The following is a 25,596-nucleotide window of genomic DNA, read 5'->3' on the forward strand; positions in this document are numbered from 1 at the left end:
CTTTACGCGGTGGGTCCGCCGAAGATCTCGATCGCCTTGCTCTCGGGCGAAAGAGTCACGATGGCGCGCTTGGTGTCCTTGCGCTTGCCGAAGCCGGCGCGAGTCCGCTTCCGCTTGCCCTGGCGGTTGGCCGTGTTGACGCTGACCACCTTGACGCCGAACACCTTCTCGACCGCGATCTTGATCTGGGTCTTGTTGGCGTCCGGGCGGACGATGAACGTGTACTTGTGGTCCTCGAGCAGCCCGTAGGACTTCTCGGAGATGACCGGCGCGAGCAGGATGTCGCGGGGGTCCGGAATGGCGACCGAACTCACTTCTCGTCACTCCCTTCCGTGACCTCGCCCGACCGCGCGGAAGCCTTGACGGCCTTGCCGCGGACGGGGCCGGCGACGAACGCGTCGTACGCGGCCTTGGTGAACACGACGTCGTCGTTGACCAGCACGTCGTAGGTGTTGAGCTGGTCGGCCCAGAGCAGGTGCACCTCGGGCAGGTTGCGCAGCGAAATCCAGCTCAGCTCGTCGGCGCGGTCCAGCACCACCAGCACGCGCTTCGCCTGCGTCACCGCGGCGAGGGCGGCCTTGGCGGCCTTCGTGGACGGCTTCTCGCCGGTCACCAGCTCGGTGACGACGTGCAGCTGGCCGGCGCGCGCCCGGTCGGAGAGAGCGCCACGCAGGGCGGCGGCCTTCATCTTCTTCGGGGTGCGCTGGGTGTAGTCGCGCGGCGTGGGGCCGTGCACGACGCCACCGCCGGCGAACTGCGGCGCGCGGGTCGAACCCTGGCGGGCACGGCCGGTGCCCTTCTGCCGGTACGGCTTCTTGCCGCCACCGGAGACCTCACCGCGGGTCTTCGTGTCGTGCGTGCCCTGGCGCGCGGCGGCCTGCTGGGCCACCACGACCTGGTGCATCAGCGCGACGTTGGCCTGCACGTCGAAGATCTCCTCGGGGAGATCGACCGTGCCGTCGGCTTTACCGGCCGGGGTCTTCAGCTCGACGCTTGTCATTGATCAGTTACCACCCTTCGCGGCGCTGCGCACGAACAGCAGGCCGCCCTTGGGACCGGGCACGGCGCCCTTGATCAGCAGCAGGCCGTCCTCGGCACGCACGGCGTGCACGGTCAGGTTCTGCGTGGTGACCCGGTCGTTGCCCATCCGGCCTGCCATGCGCAGGCCCTTGAAGACGCGGCCGGGGGTGGCGCAGCCACCGATCGAACCCGGCTTGCGGTGCACGGCCTGGGCACCGTGGCTCGCGCCCTGGCCCTTGAAGCCGTGGCGCTTCATGACACCCGCGTAGCCCTTGCCCTTGCTGGTCCCGGTCACGTCGACCTCGGTGCCGGCGGCGAACACCTCGGCGGTGATCTCCTGGCCGACCTCGTAGGTCTCGGCGTCGGTGGTGCGCAGCTCGGCGAGGAACCGCCGCGGGGTCACGCCCGCCTTGTCGAAGTGGCCGGTGCGCGGCTTGTTCACCTTGCGCGGGTCGACCGCGCCGAACGCCAGCTGCACGGCCGCGTAGCCGTCCTTGTCCTGGGTCCGAACCTGGGTGACCACGTTCGGGCCGGCCTTGACGACGGTCACCGGGACGACCCGGTTCTGCTCGTCGAAGACCTGGGTCATGCCGAGCTTGGTGCCCAGGATGCCCTTCACTTGCCTGTCAGACATGAGTCTCTTATCTCCGCCGCTCGCCCAACGCTTACTGGATGTTGACGTCGACGCTCGCCGGCAGGTCGATGCGCATGAGCGCGTCGACCGTCTTCGGCGTCGGGTCGAGGATGTCGATCAGACGCTTGTGCGTGCGCATCTCGAAGTGCTCGCGCGAGTCCTTGTACTTGTGCGGCGAGCGGATGACGCAGTAAACGTTCTTCTCGGTGGGCAGCGGCACCGGCCCGACAACCCGGGCGCCGGTGCGCGTGACCGTCTCCACGATCTTGCGCGCCGAGGTGTCGATCGCCTCGTGGTCGTAGGCCTTGAGCCGGATGCGGATCTTCTGTCCCGCCATGGTGGCTGCTCGTTCCTTGTCGTCTCGTGCCGCTATCTCACAAACCCGGCTGGGTGTTTCCACCCAGGGCGCGGGTTTCCGCAGTTCAACGGCCCTGTCCCCGGTCCACGCGGTCGGGCGTGTCGCGCCCGACGCACAGACGGATCCCGCGGGATCGTCGTCTTGCCTGGTCTTCCTCAACGTGAGGAGGCTATGAGCCGGCTGGACCGTCTCACTGCCCTTGCCCGCTCGCCTGCAACCCGAAGGAAGAGCTCGGCGGACCGTGGCCACTCGCACCGAGGCGGCCGGACCCTCGCAGAGGATCGGCCGCCCCAGGACGAGCAACCTGAATAGTGTCGCACACGTGAGTTGACGCCCCGCACCCGGGGGTGTATTGCCCGGGTGCGGGGCGCCTACGTCACTTGATGATCTTGGTGACCTGGCCCGCGCCGACGGTCCGGCCACCCTCGCGGATGGCGAAGCGCAGACCCTCGTCCATCGCGACCGGCTGGATCAGCTGGACCGAGATGTCGGTGTTGTCGCCCGGCATGACCATCTCGGTGCCCTCGGGGAGGGTCACGACGCCGGTCACGTCGGTGGTGCGGAAGTAGAACTGCGGGCGGTAGTTGTTGAAGAACGGGGTGTGACGGCCACCCTCGTCCTTCGACAGGATGTAGACCCGGCCCTCGAAGTCGGTGTGCGGGGTGGTGGTGCCCGGCTTCACGACGACCTGGCCGCGCTCGACGTCCTCGCGCTTGATGCCGCGGAGCAGGAGGCCGACGTTGTCGCCCGCCTGGCCCGAGTCGAGCAGCTTGCGGAACATCTCGACACCGGTGACGGTGGTCTTGGTCGACTTCTCGCGGATACCCACGATCTCGACCTCTTCGTTCACGTTGATCTGGCCGCGCTCGACGCGACCGGTGACCACGGTGCCGCGGCCGGTGATCGTGAAGACGTCCTCGATCGGCATGAGGAACGGCTTGTCGAGCTCACGCACCGGGTCCGGCACGTTGTCGTCGACGGCGGTCATCAGCTCGAGGACCGACTCGGCCCACTTCTCGTCGCCCTCGAGCGCCTTGAGGCCCGAAACGCGTACGACCGGGGCGTCGTCGCCCGGGAACTCCTGCGAGGACAGCAGCTCGCGGACCTCCAGCTCGACGAGCTCGAGGATCTCCTCGTCGTCGACCATGTCGGCCTTGTTCAGCGCGACCACGATGTAGGGCACGCCGACCTGGCGGGCGAGCAGCACGTGCTCACGGGTCTGCGGCATCGGGCCGTCGGTCGCGGCGACCACCAGGATCGCGCCGTCCATCTGGGCGGCACCGGTGATCATGTTCTTGATGTAGTCCGCGTGACCGGGGGCGTCGACGTGCGCGTAGTGACGCTTCTCGGTCTGGTACTCGACGTGCGAGATGTTGATCGTGATGCCGCGCTGCTTCTCTTCGGGCGCGTTGTCGATCTGGTCGAACGCACGCGACTCGTTGAGGTCCGGGTACTTGTCGTGCAGAACCTTGGTGATCGCCGCGGTCAGCGTGGTCTTGCCGTGGTCGACGTGACCGATGGTCCCGATGTTGACGTGCGGCTTGCTCCGCTCGAACTTCGCCTTCGCCACTGGAATGTCCTCCTGGACTGATTTCGCTTTGTGCTCGCAGGGCGGCGTGGCTGCCGCCCTGCGAATGTTCCTTCGTCGGTGCTGCGGACGTTCAGGAGAGTCCCTTAATGCCCGCGTGCGGTGGGGGTGTTACTCCCCCGTCGCCTTCGCGATGATTTCCTTCGCGACGTTCGCGGGAACCTCGGCGTAGGAGTCGAACACCATGGAGTAGTTCGCCCGGCCCTGGGTGCGGGACCGCAGGTCGCCGACGTAGCCGAACATCTCCGACAGCGGAACCAGTGCCTTCACGACACGGGTACCCGACCGCTCCTCCATGGCCTGGATCTGACCACGGCGGGAGTTGAGGTCACCGATGACGTCACCCATGTAGTCCTCGGGCGTGGTCACCTCGACCGCCATCATCGGCTCCAGGATCACCGGGCCGGCCTTCTTCGCGGCTTCCTTCATCGCCATGGAACCGGCGATCTTGAACGCCATCTCCGAAGAGTCGACCTCGTGGTATGCACCGTCCAACAGGGTGAACTTCAACCCGACGAGCGGGTAGCCGGCCAGCACGCCGTACTGCATCGCGTCCTGGGCGCCCGCGTCGACCGACGGGATGTACTCCCGTGGCACGCGGCCACCGGTCACCTTGTTGTCGAACTCGTAGAGCGCACCGTCCGTCGTCTCGAGCGGCTCCAGCTTCACGATGACCTTCGCGAACTGGCCGGAACCACCGGTCTGCTTCTTGTGCGTGTACTCGAGCTTGTCGACCGTCTTGCGGACGGTCTCGCGGTAGGCCACCTGCGGCTTACCGATGTTCGCCTCGACCTTGTAGTCGGACTTCATCCGGTTGACGAGCACCTCGAGGTGCAGCTCGCCCATGCCGGCGATGATGGTCTGACCGGTCTCCTCGTCCAGCTTGACCTGGAACGTCGGGTCCTCTTCGGCCAGCTTCTGGATCGCCAGGGACAGCTTCTCCTGGTCGGCCTTCGTCTTCGGCTCGATCGCGACCCGGATGACCGGCTCGGGGAACGTCATCGACTCGAGGACGATCGGGTTCTGCGGGTCCGCCAGGGTGTCACCGGTGGTGGTGTCCTTCAGGCCGATGACCGCGTAGATGTGACCGACCTGGGCGTCGTCGACCGGGTTCTCCTTGTTGGAGTGCATCTGGAAGATCTTCCCGATGCGCTCCTTGCGCTCCTTGGTCGCGTTGATGACCTGCGCGCCGGCGGCGACCTTGCCCGAGTACACCCGGATGTAGGTCAGCTTGCCGAAGAACGGGTGCGCGGCGATCTTGAACGCGAGCGCGGCGAACGGCTCGTCGACCGACGCCTTGCGGGTCGCCGGGGTCTCGCCGTCGGGCAGCAGGCCCTCGACGGCCGGGACGTCCAGCGGCGACGGCAGGTAGTCGATGACCGCGTCGAGCATGGGCTGCACGCCCTTGTTCTTGAACGCGGAGCCGGCCAGGACCGGGAACGCCTCGCGGGTGATGACCAGCTTGCGGATCCCGGACTTGATCTCGGCTTCGGTGAGCTCCTCGCCCTCGAGGAACTTCTCCATCAGCGCGTCGTCGGCCTCGGAGACGGCCTCGATCAGCTTCTCGCGGTACTCGGCGGCCTTGTCGGCCAGGTCGGCCGGGATGTCCTCGACCGCGTAGTCCTCGCCCTTCTGGACCTCGCCGCGCCAGACCAGGGCCTTCATGCGGACCAGGTCGATGACGCCTTCGAAGTCGTTCTCGGCGCCGATGGGCAGCTGGATGGCCAGCGGCTTGACGCCGAGGCGCTCCTCGATGGTCTTCAGGGTGTAGTAGAAGTCCGCACCCAGCTTGTCCATCTTGTTGACGAAGCAGATGCGCGGGACGTCGTACTTGTCCGCCTGCCGCCAGACCTGCTCGGACTGCGGCTCGACGCCCTCCTTGCCGTCGAAGACGGCGACCGCGCCGTCGAGCACCCGCAGGTTGCGCTCCACCTCGACGGTGAAGTCGACGTGCCCGGGGGTGTCGATCAGGTTGATCTGGTAGTCGTTCCAGAAGGTGGTGGTCGCAGCCGAGGTGATGGTGATACCCCGCTTCTGCTCCTCCTCCATCCAGTCCATGGTGGCGGCGCCGTCGTGGACTTCGCCGATCTTGTAGTTGATCCCGGTGTAGAACAGGATCCGCTCGGTGGTGGTGGTCTTGCCGGCGTCGATGTGCGCCATGATGCCGATGTTGCGGACCTTGTTCAGGTCGGTCAGCACTTCACGTGCCACGAGAATGTTCCCCTGTCTCAAGCGTGGGGCCCGGCATGGCTTGCATCTGATGCCGGGCGGAAATCACCAGCGGTAGTGCGCGAAGGCCCGGTTGGACTCGGCCATCTTGTGCGTGTCCTCGCGACGCTTCACGGAGGCACCGAGGCCGTTCGAAGCGTCCAGGAGCTCGTTCTGCAGGCGCTCGATCATCGTCTTCTCGCGGCGGGCCTGCGAGAAGGAGACCAGCCAGCGCAGCGCGAGGGTCGTGGAGCGGCCCGGCTTGACCTCGATCGGCACCTGGTAGGTGGCGCCACCGACGCGGCGGCTCTTCACCTCGATGGTCGGGCGCACGTTGTCGAGGGCGCGCTTCAGCGTGACGACCGGGTCGGTGCCCGTCTTCTCGCGAGCGCCTTCGAGCGCGCCGTACACGATGCGCTCGGCCAGGGACCGCTTCCCGTCCTTCAGCACCTTGTTCACCAGCTGGGTGACCAGCGGGGAGGCGTAGACGGGGTCGGAGATCAGCGGCCGCTTCGGGGCCGGACCCTTGCGGGGCATTAGCTCTTCTCCTTCTTCGCGCCGTACCGGCTGCGCGCCTGCTTGCGGTTCTTGACACCCTGGGTGTCGAGCGAACCGCGGATGATCTTGTAACGGACACCCGGAAGGTCCTTCACACGACCACCGCGCACGAGCACCATCGAGTGCTCCTGCAGGTTGTGGCCCTCACCGGGGATGTAGGCGGTGACCTCGATGCCGCTGGTCAGCTTCACACGCGCGACCTTGCGCAGCGCCGAGTTCGGCTTCTTGGGGGTCGTGGTGTACACGCGGGTGCACACGCCACGCCGCTGCGGGCTCCCCTTGAGTGCCGCCGTCTTCTGCTTGGCAGCCTTGTCCTGGCGGCCCTTGCGGACCAGCTGCTGGATCGTGGGCAATGGACCAGCTTCCTGTCGTGATCTGCTTCTTCGTGTCTTCACCGGCCCCCGCGGTCGGGCGTGTCGGCCCGCGTCACGGTCTCGCGACCGGTAACTTCCCGGAGGAATTTTCCGTCGGAACCCCGACCTGCCGAAGCCGGTGACCGGGTGCCTGAGCACCCCGCCCATGCGCACGGCACGCGGAGCGGCCCGACGCCTGCCGGGCACGGTCTCCAAAGATACCCGCCCGGGTCCGGACGGAGCGCGGCGGGGGGTCTGAAGGTCGGCGAACGTCCAGCCTACCCCCGAACACGGTCGGGCCGCGGGATGTTCCAGGGTCCGGTCGCGCCGGACCCGGCGCTTTGTAGAACACCGTGGGCCTCGGGGTTGTTCCCGCTGCGCGGGCTCGGCTGGGGCGCCTCGGGCTGGACCGCTCCGGGCTGGGTGAGGTAGGCCCCGCGGGGCAGCCTGCGGGTCGCGAGTTGGCCCGGCCCGGATGACGTGACCGGCGCGGGCCAGCCCTGCCGGGTGTGGGTCCGCCCGGCCCGGGTGAAATAGCCCGCGCGCGGGCCAGCCCGTCGGCTGCGGCCCGCCCGACTCGGGTGAGGTACCCCGCGCGGGCGAGGTCGCCGACTCGATTCTCACTGGGTCGCGTGGCCCGCCTCACCCGACCGAGGGAGCCGGAGAGCCACCCAGCAGCTGGAACGCCGAAGCCGGGCGCGGCTTCAACCGGCGCCGCGGTCGTACTCCACCCTCACCGGGTGGGCGTGGCCGACACGGACGGGCCGGCCGGTCGACGGCGAACCCGGGCGTGACCATGCCCGTTCGGCGCGGCCCGAACCAGCCCCTCGACGGCGAACCCGGGCGTGGCCCGCCCGGGTCCGGCCGGCTCAGTCCTCGTCCGGCTTCGCGTGGTCCGGCTTGCCGGGGTTCGGGTCACGCGAGAGGTCGATGAGCGGGTGCACGCCCGCCCCCTCCGGGGCCGCGTGGCTGCCCGTCGACTTCGGCTCTTCCGTGGGCCGCTCGGCCCCTTCGCTGCTGGTCATCACGCACTCCTCGCGTTCTTCCCCTGCTTCCCCTTGCGGCCGGAAACCTACCCATTACCCGGTCGGGTGATGCAGTGGGATCGGATCCGGCGTTCCGTGCGTCACACTGTCGCCGAGGGGCCACGACGAGTGGCGGGACGGGGAAGGGATCACGACATGTCGGCCGAGTTCGACCAGCTGGTGACCGAGTTCGAACGGTTCCAGGCGAGCATCCGGAACGTCGACGACCGGTTCGCCGGTGTCGGGGCGATGCGCCAGGAGCTGACCGAGCTGCGGGCGAGCGCGTCCTCGCCGGACGGGGGCGTGACCGTCGTCACCGGGCCCGGCGGTGCGGTCCTCGACGTCAAGTTCACCGACGCGGCCCTCGCGAAGGGCCCGCAGGCGCTCTCGGCGACGCTGCTGACCACCCTGCGCGAGGCCGTCGGCGAGGCCGCGCGGCGGCAGGCGGTGATCGTCCAGGAGCACATGGGCGACGGTCTCGGCCTCGTCGACCAGGTCCTCGAGACCCAGGCCGTGGCGTTCGGAACCAGCGTCGAGGAACTGCGGTCGAAGCTGGCGGAAGCACCGGCGAGCCCGGCGCCACCGGCCGAGGACTTCTCCGAGGAGCGGGTGCTGCGCCAGTCCGACGCGCCACCACCACCGCAGGCGCCGCCCGCGGGCGGCGGGTCCGCCGGCGACCGCTTCCTCCGGAACCTGTTCGACGAGGAGGACTGATGCCCGACGGAGCCGGCGGCTACCGCGTCCAGGTGGACGCCCTGCGCGCCTACGTCGGCGACCTGGCCGCGTACCGGGACCAGGGCGCCAAGATCACCCGAAAGGTGGGTCAGTCCGACGTCGGCGACAAGTCGTGGGGCGTCGTCGGCCTCTTCACCAAGCAGGGGTACGACGAGACCCTGCGGGAGCTGCAGGACCTGCTGCGGTCGATGGCCGACGGCCTGACCTCCGCGCAGGAGAAGTTCACCGACGCGGCCAACGTCTACCAAGGCACCGAAGACGACCACAAGACGTTCTTCGGCCAGGTCGAGGTCCTCCTCGACGGGCCGGGCAAGCCGAAGCACTGAGGGGGCGGCCATGGCCGGAGTGGAAGACGTCGCGAGCGGCATCACCGTCAAGTCCGACGCCCCGGACACGATGGGCAACGCGATCAAGGCGACCCCGTTCGTGGGCGGCGCGGTGACCGTCGGCAAGGACGCCGTCTCGGTGGTCAAGGCGGTGACCGCGCCGCACCCGGACGGCGCCGACATCACCCTGGGCCTCGGCACGATCGCCACCGACACCGCGAGCTTCATCCAGTCGAGCTCCAGCACGATCACCGACATCGCCACCGACCCGCTCGGCTGGCTGGTCGGGCAGGGGCTGAACTTCCTGATCAGCGTGGTCCAGCCGGTGCAGGACGCGATCCACTTCGTCAGCGGTGACGGCCCGGCGCTCGGCGTGGCGGCGGAGAACTTCGGCGCCATCGCGACCGGCCTGGACCAGCTGTCCAAGAACTTCGCCCAGGTGGCCGACGAACGCCTGAAGGACTGGCACGGCGACGCGGCCGACGCGGCCAGGACGTCGCTCGGGGAGTTCGCGCACGGCATCGGCGGCGTGGCGGGCAAGTCCGGCGACCTCGCGCAGATGCTGCAGCTGAACAGCATGCTGATGAGCTTCATCGAGGAGCTGATCAAGGCCATCCTCACCGAGTTCATCACCTGGCTGATCATGCTGTGGGTGCCGGCGCTGGCGGCCGCGGTGCCGACGTGCGGCGCCTCGACGGCGGCGGCGGGCGCGGCCACCGAAGGCGAAGCCGTCGCGACGACCGCGCGGACCACGCAGAAGGTGTCGAAGCTGCGGGAGATCCTGCAGAAGGTCCTCGACTGGCTGAAGCAGCTCAAGGACAAGCTGGCCGCGACGAAGCTCGGCAAGGCGCTGACCGAAGGAAAGACGGCGAAAAAGCTGACGGAGATCGCCGAGAAGAACGAAGGCAAGACGCTGCTCGAGAAGACCATGGGCGAGGACGGCATGCTCGGCAAGCGCTGGGCGAAGGCGTGGGAGAACCCGGTCGAGGACGCGGCGGGCAACATCCAGTACAAGCCGACCATCCTGAAGACCGGCGCCACGGAGGCGCTGAAGAAGGGTGGCGAGGCGGCGGTCAAGGGCGTCCTCGGCTTCAACCCGGCCAACCCCGGCGACAACCCGGCCAAGACGGTGAACGACCACCTCGGCAAGCTGAACAGCCACGTCAAGAACGCCAAGAAGGCGAGCGGCTACGGCGAAACCGGCGAAGACCAGCCGGACGAGCAGACCCGCTCGGAGCTGGACTTCTGACGATGCAGACGGTGCTGGTCGTCGCTGTCCTGGTGGTCGTGGCCGCGGTGGCCGCGGCGATCTGGTGGCGCTCGAACACGAAGTTCGTCGAGAGCCGCGAAGAGCACTGGTTCAAGGCGTTCGCGGCCGAGCGGGGCGGGACGTTCCACAGCGGCGTCGGCGCGGGGCCGGCGCCGACGTTCGGGGTGACCCACCCGTCGGGCCGTCCGCTGGCGGGTAGCGCGCGCACGGCATGGGTGGAGTTCCGCCACCGCGACCACTCGGTGATCGCGATCGACGCGCAGGAGCCCTACCGGCACTTCGACGGCCACACGCAGTTCCGCGACATCCACGTCACGCAGGTCGCCGTGCCGCCGTGCCCGGAGCTGCGGATCGTGCCGGGCAAAGCGCTGTCGATCCCCACCCTGCCGCCGGACTCGCCGCTCGAGGCCGCGCTGGCCCACTGGCTGGCGGCGAACCCACGGTTCGCGCAGCGTCCCGTGGTCGTCGAGCACGGGTCCGCCCGGACCTGGGGGCCCGGCTGCGCGACACGGCAGAACATCGTCGCCGACGCCGACTACCTCGTCGACCTCGCCGGACAGCTGCCCGCCGCGCTGTGGGGCGTCAGCGGCGCCGCGCCGTCAGGTGAGTGAGCCCGGCCGACAGCGCGAACACCAGCCCCAGTCCCACCACGTACGGGCCCGCCAGCAGGGCGAATCCCGCGCCGACGTTGGCGTCGGGCTCGTCGGATCTGGCCTGGAAGCCGATCGCCCCCACCGACAGCAGGATCGCCCCCACCGTGATCAGCAGGACGGCCACCACCGCGAGGCGCTTCGTGACAGTCGTCATTTCCCCATGGTGCCCGGGGCCGGCCGAATTCGCTGGACAGCGTCCCCAGGATGAGGGCGTGGAATGGACCATCACCGAACTGCCCGTCGACCACCCGGACGCCGTCGCGATCATGCGCGAGTACATGGCCGAAGTCGCTTCGCGCTATTTCGGGCGTCCGGTCACCGAAGCGGAGATCACGCACTACGTGGCCGAGGAGCCCGGGACCGACCTGGTGCCGCCCACCGGGGCGTTCCTGCTCGGGCGGCGCGGCGGAGAGCTCGCGGGCTGCGCCGGGACGCGGGTCGTCGCGCCGGGGGTCACCGAGCTGACGAAGGTCTTCGTCAGGCCGGCCCACCGCGGCACCGGCGGCGGTCCCGCGCTGGTGGCGGCCGCCGAGGACGCGGCGCGCCGGCTCGGCTCGCGCCTCATGCGGCTCGACACGCGCCACGACCTCGTCGAGGCCCGCGCGCTCTACGCCAAGACCGGGTACGCCGAGGTCGAGCCGTTCAACGACGAGCAGTTCGCCGAGCACTGGTTCGCGAAGGCGCTCAACTGACGCAGGCGGCGACCTCGCCGGCCGCGGACCGGTGCGCCGACACCACCCGGCCGCCGACCGAGACGCGGCATTCGACCGCGCCGCTGCCCTGGCCGAGCAGCTGGACCGAGCCCGGCGACGGCCACGTGAGCTCCTTCCGCCACGGCAGCGTGACGTTCAGCTCCTGGTGGACCAGGCCCTGCCCGCTCGTGTCGTAGACGACCGTCGCCGTGCCGGTGCCGGTCAGCTCGTACGTCACCTGGTAGCCGGCCGGGGCCGGCGGGGTCGACGTGTACGTCGCCGTCGCCATGATCGTGCGCGGCGGGACCGACGACAGCGACGGCTCCCCCACCACCGCGACCGGCGGCGGGGGCACGGGTGAGCCGTCGTCGCCGAGGACGAAGATGCCGGCGGTCACCGCGGCGATCGCGATCACCGCGATGGCGAGCCTGCCGGCGAGTTGCCGGTTCATGGGGACTCCCCGGGGAAAGCGGCGGCCCCTCGCGCGAGGGGCCGCCGTCGGGTCAGAAGGAGGGCAGGATCTTGCCCGGCACGCCGTTGATCGACTGGATCAGGCCGAGCACCGGGACGCCGAGCGGGGCGAACGTCCAGATGTTGTTCAGGCCGCTGGTGTCCGGCTCGTCGACCACGACGACACCGGGCGCCTCGGCGGCCAGCGCCGGCGCCGCCGCGCCGAAGAGGGCCGCTCCGGCGAGGACCGCGGCACCGGCCGCGCGGGCGAGGTTCTTCTTCATGGTTCGCTCCTTGTCGGTTCGACGGTTCAGGAAACAGCGGTGACGAGGCCGAAGAGCGGCGCGAGCAGGTCGACCGGCTGGCCGAGCGGGCCGAGCACGCTGCCGAGGTCGACGCCGGGGACGAGCCAGACCGAGCCGTCGGTCGGGGCCGCACTGGCGACTCCGCAGGCCAGGCCGGTGAACGCCGTCGCCGCGGCGAGCGGGAGCAGCACGCGGGCAGCAAGACGCTTCATGGATTTTCCTTTCTTCACAAGGGTTTCAGCGGAGAACCGACGTGATCGGCACGATGGTTCCGTCGGGCACCCACTGGCCCGCGTAGTCGCGGTCCATCACCATTCCGGTGGCGTGGGGTTCGGTGGGGTACATCGGCATGGCGTTGACCTGGGCGGCGGCGAAGATCTGCACGTCACCCGCCGGGTGGCCGGCGCCGAGCCAGTTCCGGAAGCCGCCCACCGTCGGGCTTTCGCCGCCGAAGCGGTCGCCGACCGCGACGGCGTACCCGACCGCCGTGGCTTCCCGGGGGTCGAACCGCAGCGGCAGCGACGCGCTCGCCACCGCGTTGACGATCGGCCCGTTCAGCAGCCACGGCGCCAGGTAGAGCCCGTACTGGTGGGTGGGCTGCAGGCGCTGCAGCTCCGCGGCCCGCGTCATCGCCGTGTACCCGGCGGCCCAGCCGGCGACGACGACGAGCGCGGTGTCGGGCCCGGCGTCCGGCCGCACGGCCAAGCCGGCACGCGCCGCGGTGTCGCGTACCAGTTTCGCCGCCGCGACACCCCGCGGTGAGCCGTCCCCGACGAGCGTGATGCCGGACGGCTTCCGCTCGCCGAGGAACTCCACGAGCTTCACCAGCGCGCCGGCGTCCTCCGGCGTCAGCGCGTCGGACGGGCACGACGTCAGCACGTCGGCCCGGCCCGCGACGAGCCCGCCGAGGGCCGCCGACGCGCATTCCGGCGCGTCGGCGTCGGTGATCGGCGGACCCGGTGCGTCGCCGGCGTCGACCTCGACGACCGTCGTCGTGTCACCGCGGCGGATTTCCAGGTCGCTGCGCCCCGGCGGCAGCTCGACGTCGGCCCACGTGCCCTCGGCGCCCGGCCGCGCGACGGCCTTGGTGACGATCCCGCCGCGGACGCCGGCGGCGAGGTCGCCGCCCGCGCTCGCCGGGAAGTGGACGACGTTGTGGCCCGGCCGTTGCGGGCTGACCAGCACGGGAAAGCCCGGCCCGCCGGCCAGCAGCGGCACGCCCGGCACGGGCAGCGGCGGTGGCGCCGGGATGGCGCCGAGCGCGCTCCACGCGAGGAACCCGAGCGCGACGCCGATCGCGCCGAGCCGGTAGGCGCGGTCCCGCCGGACGGCGGCGAGCACGCTCACCGCGACCGGCAGGACCACCAGTGCCACCACCACGACCCCGAAGACCGTCGTGTACAGCCGCCGGTCGAAGCCGAGCCCGGAGAGCCCGGACCGCACCGCGCCGGCCAGGACGAGCAGGCCGCCGAGGGTGATCGCGAGCGGGCCCGGCCGCCACCCGGACGACGGCGGCACGGCCGGTCCGAGCAGCGCGAAGCCGAACCACACCGCGGCCGCGGCGACGAACACCGAGTCGAGCGCGAACTCGACGCCGGTGCCGCCGAGCGACGTCTCCAGGACGACCAGGGCCAGCAGCGCGACCGACGCCCAGCGCCCGGCCCGCGGCCACCGCAGCAGCACGGGCACGGCCACCGCGAGGACGACGTGCACGGCGAGCGCGACGACGTTGACGTCGACCGCGAACGCCGACACCACGGCGAGCAGGGCCGAAAGCCCGCCGAGGCCGGACAGGACGAGCTTCCGCGTGCGTGGAAGCTCGCCCACCAGCGGGCGCAGCAGGCCGCCGCCGGCGAGGAACGCCGTCGGCAACAGCATCGCCAGCCGCAGCAGCACCGCCAGCACGTCCACTGTGGACGAGCCGGTCACCGGGTCGTGGTGGTGGTCCATCGGCCTACCTGACGTCCGCGTCCGCGACCACGAACAGCTCGGAGTGCGGCTTGGCGTTGCCGAAGTCCCCGTGCGGCCACGACTTGCGGTTGAAGTTGATGCCGACCTGGCCGGTGAACTCGTCCCGGAAGTTCTGGTCGACCGACACCCTGCCGTCCGGCCCGAGGTTCAGCAGGTTGACCTTGTGGTCACCGTCCAAACCGGACCGCGCGACGAAGTAGTTCGACACCGCGAGGTGCTGCGGCGACGTGGTTTCGTGGTAGAGGCCGTCGTCGCCGAGCACGAAGTTGTCGTAGGCGCCCCAGTGCGGGCCCGCGCCCGGCGTGCCGGGGTTGATCGGGGCCGCGCCGACGACGGTCGGCAGGTCGCCGCCCCCGCCCTGCTGCGCCTTCGCCTTCGTGTCGATCCGGCCCTCGATGTCCTCGATCCGGTCGCCGGCGTTGACCAGCTTCTGGATGTCGAGCACGTAGACGCCGCCGGTCGTGCCGGGGTCGTCGGCCGACAGAGTGCCTTTCTGCCGCCCGACGATCGCGCGGTAGAGGTACTTGTCGTCCGGGCTGGTCTGGATCCAGCCGCCGTTGGAGCTGGCGCCGTTCGAGTCGTTGTTCGGGTAGATGGCCTTGTTGGCGGCGCCGTCGTCGAACACCTCGATCCAGTGCGGCTCGGCCGCCGTGATGTCCGGGGTGTAGAACACCGCGCCGCCCTGCATGGTCTGGGCGAACGCGCCCTTGTGGCCCGGCAGGTTGGTCACCGTGGTCTCCATGACCGCGCGGCTCTCGGCGTGCAGCGGGTCGGCCGGGTCGGCGCGCGGGCCGTCCTGCAGGTACGACACCGACTTCAGCTTCGGGTGGTTGCGGTCGGAGATGTCCCAGGTCCGCACGGTCGGCCGGCGCAGGTACGGCGACGGCTGCTTCACCGGGTCGAGGATGATGTTGCGCGGCTCGGCGTAGTCGCTCGTGACGAGCGTGTTCAGGTCCTCGCGGGCCTGGATGCCGTGCGGGTTGGCGCAGGTCGGCGTGCCCAGCTGCGGCAGGTTGTCGCACAGCTTCCGGTTGTCGCCCTGCGGCGTCGCCGCGGGCGACTCCGAGAGCACCTGCGCGTTCTGTCCGAAGTGGACGACCTCGCCCGGGCTGCCCGCGAAGCCGTTGCCGATCTGGGTGGAACCGTCGGCGTAGGTGTGCGGGCCGGGCACGACCGGCCCGCCCATGTAGGTGCCGTACGCGGTGCCGTCCTTCAGCACCCAGTAGGCGTCCGGCACCGAGCCGCCGAGCGTGTTGGTCGGCAGGCTGACTCCCTTGAGCTTCAGCTGCGGCAACGCGCTGACGTCGAACGCGTAGGTCGCGGCGGCGAACAGCGCGCCGGCGTAGATGGTGTCGCCCTTGTGCCACACGTACTGCATGTGGTGCGGCTCGTTCTCGACCAGCGGGCCGACGGTCGCGGTGTTGACGACCTTGCCGTACGTCGGCGAACCCTGCGTCGCGTCGATCACGGCGAGGAAGTCCGGGCCGGGCAACGCGTTCTTGATCTTGTTGAGGCCGCCGCCGAGCGTGCCCGGCAGGTTCTTGACGTCCTTGACGAGCGTGTCGGCGATGTTCTCGTCACCGGCCCAGACCAGCAGCCACTTCTTCGGCGTGCCGCCCGCCGAGCGCGCTTCGGCGGCCAGGTCCTTGGTGACCAGGTGGTTCTGCACCCAGTACTGCTTGCCGTCGGACGCGGTCTTCGCGTCGGTGACGGTCTGGACGTCGGCGTAGGCGCCGGTGGCCGAACCGGTGTACGTGACCGCGCCGACGGCGAGGGCGAGCGCCGCGGCACCGGTCACCACCTTTCGCCACCGGCCCGGACGCGACGGATGTGATCGCATGGGTCTCCCTGTTCGTGTGTCGGACGGAAAACGGGCGCGCTGAACCGCCGGTTCACCATGGAACCGTTGGGACACAACGGAAAACGCGGTCAGCTGGCGTCGGCGGAATATTCGCGCCAACCGGGCGGAGCGTCCAGGCGTGATCAAAGAATGAGAATTGACCCGGTCGGGTGAATTTCCCACGACGCGGACCGAGTTGCACGCGCCGATTACACCGAAAGGGTGAATACGACTACGCGCCGACGTCTAGACCAATCGGCTGTGTCACCGTTGGTCACAATGGTGCAGCCCCGGCGCCTGAACGCCGGGGCTGCGCGTTACGAACTCGTTATGAAGTGCCGGGAACTTTCGCCTCAGAGCTTGGTGCCGCAGTCGGAGCAGAACAGCGCTCCCGGCTTGTTGCCGTCGTTCCCGCAGCCGGCGCAGCGGACTTTGCTGGCCAGCGCGGTGCCGCAGGAGGAGCAGAACTTCCCGCCGTCGGCCTTCAGGCCGCAGCCCGGGCACGTGACCTTCGCGCGGGTGTCGATGTCCAGGCCCGAAGTCCAGTCCTTTTCGCGCACCTTGTCCCAGATCTGGTCGCGCTGCGCGGACGCCTGCGCGCGCGAGATCTCCTCGGCGACGCTCGGCGAGCACCGCAGGCACTGGCCGATCTCCTCGTTCCAGCACTGGTCGTGGCACATCCAGTCGCCGCAGCCCCGGCACTGGCGGAAGCTCGGGGTGATCTCCTTGACCGCCGCGGCCAGCGCGCGGTCCTTGGCGGGCGAATTCGTCGCGCGGTCGTAGCGCCACTGGTCGGCCGAGTTGCTCAGGTCCCGCAGCGTCCCGCCGAAGAACGAGCCGACGGCCCGAAGCACGCTTCGCCCGGTCTCGACGTTGTCGCGCTGGAATGCGGACCGATAGCCGTTGCCGCAACGTTCACAGCGGAACTCGAACTGATATCCCTGCGTGTTCGACAGGTCCGAGAAGTTGTCCGTGAAGGGCACAGAGTCAGCCACGGCCCATCTTCGCCAGCGGGTACCGGCGGCGACGACGAGAGATTTGCCGACAACGGCCCGGCTACCGGCCGTCACGAGGGACGAGCAGCACCAGCGGCAGCAGCGCCAGCACCCCGCCGACGACCGCGACGAGCCCGTACCCGCCGCCGGCGAACAGCTGCCCCGAACCGAGCCCGGCCAATGCCGACGCCGACCACACGACCGCGTCGACGGTGCCCTGCATCCGGCTGCGCGTCTCCGGCGCGAGGTCCCGGCTCAGCTGCGCGCTGCCGCCGACGAACACGAGGTTCCACCCGTACCCGAGCAGGAACAACGCCACCGGCAGGCCCGAGGTGTGCGCGGTCGGGGCGGCGAGCGCGGTCGCCGTGGCCACCGCCAGCACGCCGAGCCCCGCGTTGACCGTGACGCGCGGGCCCCACCGGTCGGCGATCCGGCCGGACAGCGGGGCCAGCGCGAACATGCCGATCAGGTGCGCGCCGAGGACCCAGCCGACGACGTCGAGCCCGTGCCCGTGGTTCTGCAGCTGCACCGGCGTCATGGTCATCACCGCGACCATCGTGAGCTGCGCGGCGACCATCGCGACCAGCGGCCGCGCGATCGTGGCCGGCCGCACCGGACCGCGGGCGGCGATCGGCGCCCGCGGTGGCGGGACGTGCCGTGGCAGGAACGCCGCCGCCAGTGCCGCTCCCGCCGTGGCGAGCACGGCGACCGCGACCGGCCCGGACAGGGAGGGCCGGCCGAACCCGGCCGCGACGTCGGCCGCCGGGGCCATCAAGGCCGGGCCCGCGAGCGCGCCGATGGTCCCGCCCCAGACGACGATCGAGAGCGCGCGGCCCCGCTGTTCGTCCGGGAAGAGGTCCGCGGCCAGGTAGCGCGACAGCTGCGCGCCGCCGTTGCCGACGCCGACCAGCAGGATGCCCAGCAGGAGCGGCACCACCGACGTGGCCAGCGCGGCCGCGAATGCGATCAGCGCGCCGGCCAGCGCGACGCCGTACCCACTGGCCAGCACGCGACGGCGGCCGTGACGCGGCAGCAGCAGTCCCGCGCCGAGCGCCCCGGCCGCGGTGCCGAGCACGCTCGCGACGCTCGGCAAACCGCTCCAGCCCGGGCCGCTGCCCGCCGCGACGATCAGCGTCGCCGCGGTGCTCAGGCCGACCGTGGCCGTGTTGAGCAGCGCGACGCCGGCGAACAACGCCGCCATCGACCGGGTCCGGCCAGTCACCGTCAAAGTCCCCATGACCAGCAACGTTAGGGAGTTCCGGCCGCGCTTCGAAGGGACGGCGAACGGGATTTCGGTCGTCCGGGCCGCGCTTCGGCAGGAAGATGGGGCCCATGACCTTTCGTTCGGAAAAGCCGCTGGACGACGTCGACTGGCGGCTGCTGGAGCTGTTGCAGGCCGACGGGCGGCTGTCGTTCAAGGAGCTCGGCCGCCGGATCAGCCTGTCGGCACCGGCGGTGGCCGAGCGCGTGCGGCGGCTGGAGGAGACCGGCGTGATCACGGGCTACCGCGCGCAGGTCGACGCGCGGCGGGCGGGCCAGCCGCTGCAGGCGTTCGTCGAGATGCGGTGCGCGTTGAGCAGCTGCCTGCTGAAGACGTCGAAGTCGGCGGACTACCCGGAGGTGGTGGAGATCCACCGCCTCAGCGGCGACCACTGCACGATGCTGAAGATCCGGGCGGCGTCGCTCGAGCACTTCGAGGGGCTGCTGGAACGGCTGGGGAAGCACGGCGAGCTGCGGTCGTCGGTGGTGCTGTCGACGCAGTACGAAGGACGGCCGGTCCAGCCGCCGCCGGACGACTTCCTCCGCGCGACGAAACCCGACGGCTGGTCGTGACCCGGAAGGCGGCTGCGTCCCCGGTTCCCGGCTGATAGACGAGAAGGTATGCCGATCTTCTCCCGCCGGGTGCGCGGCTGGGCCGTCACCCTCGCCGCGCTGGCCGGCCTGGCCGTCCCCGGCACCGCCGAGGCCACGCCGGCCGCGTCCCGTGCCTTCGTCGCCCTCTCCGACGTCGCGCCGTCGATCCTGCAGGACATCCGGTACGCCACCGACCACAACTTCGTCGGCCGGCGCATCGACGGGTACCTCGAGCCCACCTGCCTCCTGACCCGGCAGGCCGCCGAAGGGCTGCGGAAGGCGCAGGCGCGGCTGCTCAGGCAGGGCTACACGCTCAAGGTGTACGACTGCTACCGCCCGCAGCGGGCCGTCGACCACTTCGTGCGGTGGGCGAAGGACCTCGCGGACGAAAAGATGAAGGCGGAGTTCTACCCGGACGTCGCCAAGGACCGCCTCTTCGCCGACGGGTACATCGCCGCGAAGTCGGGACACAGCCGGGGCAGCACGATGGACCTGACGCTCGTGGCGCTCCCGCCGCGGTTCCAGCGGCCCTACCTCCCCGGCGAGCCGCTGAAGCCGTGCTACGCGCCGCAGCACCAGCGGTTCCCCGACAACATGGTCGACATGGGCACCGGCTTCGACTGCTTCGACCCGCTGGCCCACACCGACAACCCGGCGATCACCGGCGTGGCCCAACGGAACCGGCAGCTGCTGAAGAACACCATGACGGCGGCGGGCTTCCACAACCTGCCGGAGGAGTGGTGGCACTACACGCTGGACGCCGAGCCGTTCCCGGACACGTACTTCGACTTCCCCGTGTCGCGCTGCAGCGTGCGCTGAACCGCACCGGGTCCACAGTGGACCCAGGGCGGTCCGGCGCAGGTCAGGCTTCCCGCCGGCGGCGACGGGAGCCGAGCACCAGGACGCCGCCCAGGAACAGGGCGGTCAGCGCGAGCGCGCCGAGCCCGAGCGCCTCGACGCCGGTGCTCGCCAGGCCGCTGCCGCTGCTTTGCCCGCCACCGGTGCCACCCGTGCCACCCGTCCCGCCGGGTGCACCGGACACCGGGGCCGGCGTGGTGGCGGTGCAGTCCGCCGGGTTGACCGGCACTGCCGGCAGCGGCGCGTCGCCTTCCTCGGCGAGGATCCGGTACGGGTAGTGGTTCTCCGGCGGACCGTAGACGTTGATCCACATCGGGTTCTCGTACTTGACCTTCCAGCCCGCCGGCGGCAGGAAGTACAGGTGGAAGTCCGGCCCCGGCGCCACGTCCAGGAACTCGAAGTGCCCCTTCGCGTCGGTCGTCCGCTCTGCGACAACCGGGCAGTGCTGGTCGGCGACGAGGACGACCTTGACCCCGGCGAGGCCGTCCTTCACCTGGCCCTGGTTGTCGAACGTGCCGACATTGCCCTCGACGACGGCCTTGGCACCCGGCACCGCCGCGCGCGCATCGGCTTGCGCGTGGTGCTCGATGTCGACTTCGCGGTACCCGAAGTCGCAGGAAGCCACGACGATGCCGCGGTTTAAGGCGGCCTCGGGCACCGTCTCGGCCACGTCGAAGGTGCGGGTCTCCCCGGCCGGGATCGTCACGCCGTCCGCGCCGAGGTCGCCCCAGCCCGGGCCGCGTCCACTCAGGATGTGGCCGTCGCCGATGCGGTTGCACCCGGCCACGATGCCGGTGAGCGGGATCGAGCCGGAGTTGGACAGCGTCACGGTGACGTGCGCGGTGTCACCGACCCGGTAGCTGTCCTGGGTGAAGGCCATCGACGCCTTCAGTGCGCCGTTCAGCGGCGGCACACCGCGAACGTCCAGTTCCGTGTGCTCGCCGATCCGAACGGTGTGCCACGGGAACAGCCAGCCGTCGACGACCTCGCCGCCGAGGTAGTAGTCCGCGCCCGGGACGTCGAAGGTGATCTTCCCGCCGGGACCGCTCGTGGCGGTGAGCGTCCGGTTGCCGTTGACGTACCGCAGGGTGAGCTTGGTGCCGGCCAGTTCCTCGCCGGGGTCGAGCTTGCCGTTGCCGTTCTTGTCGCCGTAGACGAGGCCTTCGGCGTGGCCGGGAGCGGGCGTGACCTTCGCGCTCGCGGAGAACTGGCCCACGCCGAAGTGAGTCGCGTCGAACACGACGCCCCGCAGGACGGTGGCGGTCTGGTCGACTTCGCGGATCTTCCCGGTGCCGTGGAGCACGAACGACTTGCCGGGCTCGAGGTCGAGACCGGGATCGTTCCTGAGCGGACCCCAGCCGCCCACGTCCCAGGGAACGACCAGATCGGTCGGCTCACCGATGTCCTGGGAAACCAACAGGCCCTTGGCGGTGGTCGAGCCGATGTTCTTCACCGTGAAGGTGAAGTGGACGTCCTCATCGGTCTGGTAGGTGTCCTTGTCGAGGGACGCCGATACTTCGACTCGAGCGCGCTGCGGAGGCTCGTCCTGCGGTTGCGCCGCCGGCTTGTTCTCCGCTGCGCTCGAACTCGGCACGGCGGACGTCGGCGCAGTGGAGCCGGCCGGCGGCCCCGCCGCGTCCGATGTGGACGGCGCGGTGGAGGCCGGCTCCTCCTCCGCCCTGGCCGGTACGGCGAACACGCTGGTCAGCACGGCCGCGGCCGTGAGCGTCGTCAAACCGCGCGCAAGCATTCTCGCGACCTTGGATATGTTCACGAACAGTCACCCCTGATCACCCGCTGAAACGCGCAAAGCCCCCGAACCGCGTGAACCGGGTAACTTTAGCGAGATCACGAACGGGTTTGGGTGACGTTTGCGAAACGAGGAAGGCCCCCGCCGGAAATCCGGCGGGGGCCTTCTCGTGGTTCAACCTCAGCGGAAGTCGCGGCCGAAGTCGTAGTCGTCCAGCGGGACCGCGGCACCGGTGCCCGTACCGAACACGTCCGGGGTGTAGTAGCCGTCGTCGTAGGACGGGATCGCGTACGCCGCGACCCGGGCCTCTTCCGTCGGCTGCACCTGGATGTTGCGGTACTTGTTGATGCCCGTACCGGCCGGGATCAGCTTACCGATGATCACGTTCTCCTTGAGGCCCACGAGCTTGTCCGAGCGGCCGTTGATCGCCGCGTCGGTCAGGACTCGCGTGGTCTCCTGGAACGACGCCGCCGACAGCCACGAGTCCGTGGTCAGCGACGCCTTCGTGATGCCCATCAGCACCGGGCGGCCCGAAGCCGGCTCGCCGCCTTCGGCGACCGCGGCCCGGTTCGTCGCCTCGAACTTCGTCCGCTCGGGCAGCTCGCCCGGCAGGAAGTCCGTGGACCCGGAGTCGATGATCGTCACCCGGCGCAGCATCTGCCGGACGATGACCTCGATGTGCTTGTCGTGGATGGACACACCCTGCGCCCGATACACCTTCTGGACCTCGTCCACCAGGTGCATCTGCGCCTCGCGCGGCCCCATGACCCGCAGGACCTCGTGCGGGTCCGGCGTGCCCTCGAGCAGCTGCTGACCGACGTGGACGTGGTCACCGTCGCCCAGCGGGCCGTTCGGGGTGTTCGCGAGCCGCTGCCGCTTGGACAGCTTGTCGAAGACGATCTCCTCGCCCCCGTCGTCCGGGATGAGGGTGATCTTCCAGAACCGCTCGCTCTCCTCGATCCGCACGCGGCCGTCGACGTCGGCGATGGGCGCCTTGCCCTTCGGGACGCGGGCCTCGAACAGCTCCTGGACACGCGGCAGACCGGTCGTGATGTCGTCACCGGCGACACCACCCTGGTGGAACGTACGCATCGTCAGCTGCGTACCCGGCTCACCGATCGACTGGGCGGCGACGATACCCACCGCCTCGCCGACGTCGACGAGCTGACCGGTCGCCATCGAGCGGCCGTAGCAGGTCGCGCAGATACCGACGGCCGACTCGCAGGTCAGCACCGAGCGGACCTTGACCTTCGAGATGCCGCTGGAGAGCAGCTTCTCGATCGCCGGGTCGCCCAGGTCGTCGCCGGCGTTGAGCACGACGTTGCCCTTGGCGTCCACCGCGTCGGTCGCGAGGTTCCGCGCGTACACCGAGGTCTCGACGTGCTGGTCGCGCAGCACGCGGCCGTCGCCGAGGTCCTCGCCGATCGGCATCATGATGCCGCGGGTGGTGCCGCAGTCGATCTCGCGGACGATGACGTCCTGCGAGACGTCCACCAGACGCCGGGTCAGGTAACCCGAGTCGGCGGTCCGCAGCGCCGTGTCCGCCAGACCCTTCCGGGCACCGTGCGTCGCGATGAAGTACTCCGCCACCGACAGGCCCTCACGGAAGTTGGCCTTGATCGGACGCGGGATGTACTCACCCTTCGGGTTCGACACCAGGCCACGCATGCCGGCCAGCGACCGGACCTGCGTCATGTTACCGGCGGCGCCCGACTTCACGATCATGGCGATCGGGTTGTCGTCCGGCAGCGCCGTCTCCATGATCTTGTGGACCTCTTCGGTGGCCTGCGTCCACACCTTGACGAGCTCGTTGTTGCGCTCGGCGTGCGACAGCTGACCACGCTGGTAGCGCTTCTCCACCTGGGAGGCCTTGCCCTCGTACTCGTCGAGGATGGCCTTCTTGCCTTCCGGCACCAGGACGTCGGAGATCGCCACGGTGACACCCGACCGGGTCGCCCAGTAGAAGCCGGCGTCCTTCAGCCGGTCCAGGGTCTGCGCGACCTGGGTCATCGAGTACCGCTCCGCGAGGTCGTTGACGATCGCGGCCTGCCGCTTCTTCGGCATCGGCTCGTTGATGAACGGGTAGTCCGCCGGCAGCAGCTCGTTGAACAGCACCCGGCCCAGGGTCGTCTCGGCCAGCCACGGCTTGCCCGGTTCCCAGCCCTTCTCCGCGAGCGCCGCCTCGTCGGCCTTCGCCGGCTGACGGTCGGTGATGCGGATCTTGACCGGGGCGTGCAGGCTCAGCGCCTTGCGGTCGAAGGCCATGATCGCCTCGGCGGGCGACGAGTACGCGTTGCCCGCGCCCTCGGCGTCCTCGGCCAGGCGGGTCAGGTGGAACAGGCCCGTGACCATGTCCAGCCGCGGCATGGCGAGCGGACGGCCCGACGCCGGCGACAGGATGTTGTTCGCCGACAGCATCAGGATCCGGGCCTCGGCCTGCGCCTCGGCCGACAGCGGCAGGTGCACCGCCATCTGGTCACCGTCGAAGTCCGCGTTGAACGCCTCGCAGACCAGCGGGTGCAGCTGGATGGCCTTGCCCTCGACCAGCTGCGGCTCGAAGGCCTGGATGCCGAGGCGGTGCAGCGTCGGCGCGCGGTTCAGCATCACCGGGTGGCCGGTGATGACCTCTTCCAGCACATCCCACACCTGCGGCCGCGAGCGCTCCACCATCCGCTTGGCGGACTTGATGTTCTGCGCGTGGTTCAGGTCGACCAGCCGCTTCATGACGAACGGCTTGAACAGCTCGAGCGCCATGTCCTTCGGCAGGCCGCACTGGTGCAGCTTCAGCTGCGGGCCGACGATGATGACCGAACGGCCCGAGTAGTCGACGCGCTTGCCGAGCAGGTTCTGGCGGAACCGGCCCTGCTTGCCCTTGAGCAGGTCGGACAGCGACTTCAGCGGCCGGTTGCCCGGGCCGGTGACCGGACGCCCGCGGCGGCCGTTGTCGAACAGCGCGTCGACGGCCTCCTGCAGCATCCGCTTCTCGTTGTTGACGATGATCTCGGGCGCGCCGAGGTCGATCAGCCGCTTGAGGCGGTTGTTCCGGTTGATGACCCGGCGGTACAGGTCGTTCAGGTCGGAGGTCGCGAAGCGGCCACCGTCCAGCTGCACCATCGGGCGCAGGTCCGGCGGGATGACCGGGACGGCGTCGAGCACCATGCCGCGCGGGTCGTTGCCGGTGGCCTGGAACGCCGCGACGACCTTGAGCCGCTTCAGCGCGCGGAGCTTCTTCTGCCCCTTGCCGTTGCGGATCGTGTCGCGCAGGCTCTCGGCCTCGGCGTTGACGTCGAACTCGGTGGCCAGCTTCTGGATGGCCTCCGCGCCCATGCCGCCGGTGAAGTACTCGCCGTAGCGGTCGACCAGCTCGCGGTAGAGCAGCTCGTCGGCGATCAGCTGGCGGGTCTCGAGCTTGGTGAAGGTCGTCCAGACCTCCTCGAGCCGGTCCAGCTCGCGGCCCGCGCGGTCGCGGATCTGGCGCATCTCCCGCTCGCCGCCCTCCTTGACCTTGCGGCGAACGTCGGACTTGGCGCCCTCCGCCTCCAGCTCGGCCAGGTCGGCTTCCAGCTTCTGCGCACGGGCCTCGATGTCGGCGTCACGCTTGGTCTCGAGGTTCTTGCGCTCGACGCCGATCTCGTTCTCGAGGGTCGGCAGGTCGTTGTGGCGCAGCTCCGTGTTCACGCCGGTGATGACGTAAGCCGCGAAGTAGATGATCTTCTCGAGGTCCTTCGGCGCCAGGTCCAGCAGGTAGCCCAGGCGGGAGGGAACACCCTTGAAGTACCAGATGTGGGTGACCGGGGCGGCCAGCTCGATGTGGCCCATCCGCTCACGGCGCACCTTGGCGCGGGTCACCTCGACGCCGCAGCGCTCACAGATGATGCCCTTGAAGCGGACGCGCTTGTACTTGCCGCAGTAGCACTCCCAGTCCCGGGTCGGGCCGAAGATCTTCTCGCAGAAGAGGCCGTCCTTCTCGGGCTTGAGCGTCCGGTAGTTGATGGTCTCCGGCTTCTTGACCTCGCCGTACGACCACTGACGGATGTCGTCGGCCGTGGCGAGACCAATGCGGAGCTCATCGAAGAAGTTGACGTCCAGCACGTCTAAGTCCCCTTGGGGTTGTTTCGGCTAGAAGAGGGGGTCGGCGGGCGAGCTGGGCCCC

Annotated in this window: 26 protein-coding genes; 7 read left to right on the forward strand and 19 right to left on the reverse strand. The window is 69.9% G+C overall.

Features of this window, described 5'->3' with window-relative positions; all coding sequences use genetic code 11:
• Positions 1 to 2 precede the first annotated feature (2 nt).
• The 9 genes from rplW to BT341_RS44075 form a co-directional block, all read right to left on the reverse strand.
• Positions 3 to 314, reverse strand: coding sequence for a 50S ribosomal protein L23 (gene rplW, locus BT341_RS02785; protein WP_003102087.1), 312 nt, complete (start codon positions 312 to 314; stop codon positions 3 to 5).
• Positions 311 to 1,000, reverse strand: a complete 690-nt coding sequence (gene rplD / locus BT341_RS02790) for a 50S ribosomal protein L4 (protein ID WP_072474764.1) — start codon at positions 998 to 1,000, stop codon at positions 311 to 313. Before rplD ends, rplW begins: the two co-directional genes overlap by 4 nt.
• Before the next feature lie 3 nt (positions 1,001 to 1,003).
• Positions 1,004 to 1,654, reverse strand: coding sequence for a 50S ribosomal protein L3 (gene rplC, locus BT341_RS02795; RefSeq protein ID WP_072474765.1), 651 nt, complete (start codon positions 1,652 to 1,654; stop codon positions 1,004 to 1,006).
• Between the two features lie 31 nt (positions 1,655 to 1,685).
• Positions 1,686 to 1,991 (reverse strand): 30S ribosomal protein S10, encoded by a 306-nt coding sequence (rpsJ, locus tag BT341_RS02800; protein ID WP_003102098.1) that lies wholly within the window; start codon positions 1,989 to 1,991, stop codon positions 1,686 to 1,688.
• A 397-nt stretch (positions 1,992 to 2,388) separates the two neighbouring features.
• Positions 2,389 to 3,582: an elongation factor Tu gene (tuf, locus tag BT341_RS02805; RefSeq protein WP_072474766.1), complete on the reverse strand. Its 1,194-nt coding sequence runs from the start codon at positions 3,580 to 3,582 to the stop codon at positions 2,389 to 2,391.
• Positions 3,583 to 3,711: 129 nt separating this feature from the next.
• Complete coding sequence (gene fusA, locus BT341_RS02810) at positions 3,712 to 5,811, reverse strand: elongation factor G (RefSeq protein WP_072474767.1); 2,100 nt, start codon at positions 5,809 to 5,811, stop codon at positions 3,712 to 3,714.
• Between the two features lie 63 nt (positions 5,812 to 5,874).
• Positions 5,875 to 6,345 carry a 30S ribosomal protein S7 gene (rpsG, locus tag BT341_RS02815; protein WP_072474768.1) on the reverse strand — a complete coding sequence of 157 codons (471 nt, stop codon included), beginning with the start codon at positions 6,343 to 6,345 and terminating at the stop codon, positions 5,875 to 5,877.
• A complete protein-coding gene (gene rpsL, locus BT341_RS02820) occupies positions 6,345 to 6,719 on the reverse strand; it encodes a 30S ribosomal protein S12 (protein WP_003102113.1) in 375 nt (124 codons plus the stop codon). The genes rpsG and rpsL overlap by 1 nt, the downstream gene beginning before the upstream one ends.
• An 869-nt stretch (positions 6,720 to 7,588) precedes the next feature.
• Complete coding sequence (locus tag BT341_RS44075) at positions 7,589 to 7,744, reverse strand: hypothetical protein (protein ID WP_143168465.1); 156 nt, start codon at positions 7,742 to 7,744, stop codon at positions 7,589 to 7,591.
• Positions 7,745 to 7,900: 156 nt separating this feature from the next.
• Between BT341_RS44075 and BT341_RS02825 the strand changes: the two genes are divergently transcribed.
• Genes BT341_RS02825 through BT341_RS46250 form a run of 4 tightly spaced genes read left to right on the forward strand, consistent with a single transcriptional unit; the run spans position 7,901 to position 10,686 of the window.
• On the forward strand, positions 7,901 to 8,458 hold the full coding sequence (locus BT341_RS02825) for a YbaB/EbfC family nucleoid-associated protein (protein WP_072474770.1): 558 nt from the start codon (positions 7,901 to 7,903) through the stop codon (positions 8,456 to 8,458).
• Positions 8,458 to 8,805: a hypothetical protein gene (locus tag BT341_RS02830; RefSeq protein ID WP_072474771.1), complete on the forward strand. Its 348-nt coding sequence runs from the start codon at positions 8,458 to 8,460 to the stop codon at positions 8,803 to 8,805. Before BT341_RS02825 ends, BT341_RS02830 begins: the two co-directional genes overlap by 1 nt.
• A 10-nt stretch (positions 8,806 to 8,815) precedes the next feature.
• Positions 8,816 to 10,054, forward strand: a complete 1,239-nt coding sequence (locus BT341_RS02835; RefSeq protein ID WP_072474772.1) for a hypothetical protein — start codon at positions 8,816 to 8,818, stop codon at positions 10,052 to 10,054.
• A gap of 2 nt (positions 10,055 to 10,056) precedes the next feature.
• Positions 10,057 to 10,686 (forward strand): hypothetical protein, encoded by a 630-nt coding sequence (locus tag BT341_RS46250; protein ID WP_245804873.1) that lies wholly within the window; start codon positions 10,057 to 10,059, stop codon positions 10,684 to 10,686.
• Here BT341_RS46250 and BT341_RS02845 read toward each other — a convergent pair.
• A complete protein-coding gene (locus tag BT341_RS02845) occupies positions 10,658 to 10,882 on the reverse strand; it encodes a hypothetical protein (RefSeq protein WP_072474773.1) in 225 nt (74 codons plus the stop codon). The genes BT341_RS46250 and BT341_RS02845 overlap by 29 nt on opposite strands.
• Before the next feature lie 58 nt (positions 10,883 to 10,940).
• On the opposite strand from BT341_RS02845, the gene BT341_RS02850 reads away from it, so the two are divergent.
• Positions 10,941 to 11,420 (forward strand): GNAT family N-acetyltransferase, encoded by a 480-nt coding sequence (locus BT341_RS02850; RefSeq protein ID WP_072474774.1) that lies wholly within the window; start codon positions 10,941 to 10,943, stop codon positions 11,418 to 11,420.
• Here the strand turns inward: BT341_RS02850 and BT341_RS02855 are convergent.
• The 7 genes from BT341_RS02855 to BT341_RS02885 all read right to left on the reverse strand — a co-directional run bounded on the left by BT341_RS02855 (position 11,413) and on the right by BT341_RS02885 (position 18,218).
• Complete coding sequence (locus BT341_RS02855; protein ID WP_072474775.1) at positions 11,413 to 11,871, reverse strand: hypothetical protein; 459 nt, start codon at positions 11,869 to 11,871, stop codon at positions 11,413 to 11,415. The genes BT341_RS02850 and BT341_RS02855 overlap by 8 nt on opposite strands.
• Before the next feature lie 52 nt (positions 11,872 to 11,923).
• Positions 11,924 to 12,154 (reverse strand): hypothetical protein, encoded by a 231-nt coding sequence (locus tag BT341_RS02860; protein WP_072474776.1) that lies wholly within the window; start codon positions 12,152 to 12,154, stop codon positions 11,924 to 11,926.
• Positions 12,155 to 12,180: 26 nt separating this feature from the next.
• On the reverse strand, positions 12,181 to 12,387 hold the full coding sequence (locus BT341_RS02865; protein ID WP_072474777.1) for a hypothetical protein: 207 nt from the start codon (positions 12,385 to 12,387) through the stop codon (positions 12,181 to 12,183).
• A gap of 25 nt (positions 12,388 to 12,412) precedes the next feature.
• Positions 12,413 to 14,125, reverse strand: coding sequence for a hypothetical protein (locus BT341_RS02870; RefSeq protein ID WP_072474778.1), 1,713 nt, complete (start codon positions 14,123 to 14,125; stop codon positions 12,413 to 12,415).
• 4 nt (positions 14,126 to 14,129) lie between these two features.
• Positions 14,130 to 15,986 carry a hypothetical protein gene (locus BT341_RS02875; protein WP_072474779.1) on the reverse strand — a complete coding sequence of 619 codons (1,857 nt, stop codon included), beginning with the start codon at positions 15,984 to 15,986 and terminating at the stop codon, positions 14,130 to 14,132.
• A 353-nt stretch (positions 15,987 to 16,339) separates the two neighbouring features.
• Complete coding sequence (locus BT341_RS02880; protein WP_245804874.1) at positions 16,340 to 16,981, reverse strand: zinc ribbon domain-containing protein; 642 nt, start codon at positions 16,979 to 16,981, stop codon at positions 16,340 to 16,342.
• A gap of 61 nt (positions 16,982 to 17,042) precedes the next feature.
• Entirely contained in the window at positions 17,043 to 18,218 is a 1,176-nt protein-coding gene (locus tag BT341_RS02885) for an MFS transporter (RefSeq protein WP_072474781.1), read from the reverse strand.
• Between the two features lie 95 nt (positions 18,219 to 18,313).
• On the opposite strand from BT341_RS02885, the gene BT341_RS02890 reads away from it, so the two are divergent.
• Together BT341_RS02890 and BT341_RS02895 are read left to right on the forward strand one after the other, a co-directional pair.
• Positions 18,314 to 18,814 carry an Lrp/AsnC family transcriptional regulator gene (locus BT341_RS02890; RefSeq protein ID WP_072474782.1) on the forward strand — a complete coding sequence of 167 codons (501 nt, stop codon included), beginning with the start codon at positions 18,314 to 18,316 and terminating at the stop codon, positions 18,812 to 18,814.
• 48 nt (positions 18,815 to 18,862) lie between these two features.
• Entirely contained in the window at positions 18,863 to 19,654 is a 792-nt protein-coding gene (locus BT341_RS02895) for a M15 family metallopeptidase (protein ID WP_084742726.1), read from the forward strand.
• 43 nt (positions 19,655 to 19,697) lie between these two features.
• On the opposite strand, the gene BT341_RS02900 is transcribed toward BT341_RS02895, so the two are convergent.
• Together BT341_RS02900 and BT341_RS02905 are read right to left on the reverse strand one after the other, a co-directional pair.
• Positions 19,698 to 21,443 carry a hypothetical protein gene (locus tag BT341_RS02900; RefSeq protein ID WP_245804875.1) on the reverse strand — a complete coding sequence of 582 codons (1,746 nt, stop codon included), beginning with the start codon at positions 21,441 to 21,443 and terminating at the stop codon, positions 19,698 to 19,700.
• 180 nt (positions 21,444 to 21,623) lie between these two features.
• A complete protein-coding gene (locus BT341_RS02905; RefSeq protein WP_072474783.1) occupies positions 21,624 to 25,535 on the reverse strand; it encodes a DNA-directed RNA polymerase subunit beta' in 3,912 nt (1,303 codons plus the stop codon).
• Between the last annotated feature and the right edge of the window lie 61 nt (positions 25,536 to 25,596).

It is taken from the genome of Amycolatopsis australiensis, assembly GCF_900119165.1.
GTDB classification, from domain to species: domain Bacteria; phylum Actinomycetota; class Actinomycetes; order Mycobacteriales; family Pseudonocardiaceae; genus Amycolatopsis; species Amycolatopsis australiensis.

Bases quoted from the DNA above. Each gene is read 5' to 3' on its own strand.
- BT341_RS02830 (WP_072474771.1), top strand. From the start codon at position 8,458: ATGCCCGACGGAGCCGGCGGCTACCGCGTCCAGGTGGACGCCCTGCGC.
- BT341_RS02895 (WP_084742726.1), top strand. From the start codon at position 18,863: ATGCCGATCTTCTCCCGCCGGGTGCGCGGCTGGGCCGTCACCCTCGCC.
- BT341_RS46250 (WP_245804873.1), top strand. From the start codon at position 10,057: ATGCAGACGGTGCTGGTCGTCGCTGTCCTGGTGGTCGTGGCCGCGGTG.
- BT341_RS02825 (WP_072474770.1), top strand. From the start codon at position 7,901: ATGTCGGCCGAGTTCGACCAGCTGGTGACCGAGTTCGAACGGTTCCAG.
- BT341_RS02860 (WP_072474776.1), bottom strand. From the start codon at position 12,154: ATGAAGAAGAACCTCGCCCGCGCGGCCGGTGCCGCGGTCCTCGCCGGA.
- rplC (WP_072474765.1), bottom strand. From the start codon at position 1,654: ATGTCTGACAGGCAAGTGAAGGGCATCCTGGGCACCAAGCTCGGCATG.
- rpsG (WP_072474768.1), bottom strand. From the start codon at position 6,345: ATGCCCCGCAAGGGTCCGGCCCCGAAGCGGCCGCTGATCTCCGACCCC.
- BT341_RS02890 (WP_072474782.1), top strand. From the start codon at position 18,314: ATGACCTTTCGTTCGGAAAAGCCGCTGGACGACGTCGACTGGCGGCTG.
- BT341_RS02875 (WP_072474779.1), bottom strand. From the start codon at position 15,986: ATGCGATCACATCCGTCGCGTCCGGGCCGGTGGCGAAAGGTGGTGACC.
- BT341_RS02870 (WP_072474778.1), bottom strand. From the start codon at position 14,125: ATGGACCACCACCACGACCCGGTGACCGGCTCGTCCACAGTGGACGTG.
- BT341_RS02835 (WP_072474772.1), top strand. From the start codon at position 8,816: ATGGCCGGAGTGGAAGACGTCGCGAGCGGCATCACCGTCAAGTCCGAC.
- BT341_RS02900 (WP_245804875.1), bottom strand. From the start codon at position 21,443: ATGCTTGCGCGCGGTTTGACGACGCTCACGGCCGCGGCCGTGCTGACC.
- rpsJ (WP_003102098.1), bottom strand. From the start codon at position 1,991: ATGGCGGGACAGAAGATCCGCATCCGGCTCAAGGCCTACGACCACGAG.
- BT341_RS02855 (WP_072474775.1), bottom strand. From the start codon at position 11,871: ATGAACCGGCAACTCGCCGGCAGGCTCGCCATCGCGGTGATCGCGATC.
- BT341_RS02845 (WP_072474773.1), bottom strand. From the start codon at position 10,882: ATGACGACTGTCACGAAGCGCCTCGCGGTGGTGGCCGTCCTGCTGATC.
- rplD (WP_072474764.1), bottom strand. From the start codon at position 1,000: ATGACAAGCGTCGAGCTGAAGACCCCGGCCGGTAAAGCCGACGGCACG.
- BT341_RS02865 (WP_072474777.1), bottom strand. From the start codon at position 12,387: ATGAAGCGTCTTGCTGCCCGCGTGCTGCTCCCGCTCGCCGCGGCGACG.
- BT341_RS02885 (WP_072474781.1), bottom strand. From the start codon at position 18,218: ATGGGGACTTTGACGGTGACTGGCCGGACCCGGTCGATGGCGGCGTTG.
- BT341_RS44075 (WP_143168465.1), bottom strand. From the start codon at position 7,744: ATGACCAGCAGCGAAGGGGCCGAGCGGCCCACGGAAGAGCCGAAGTCG.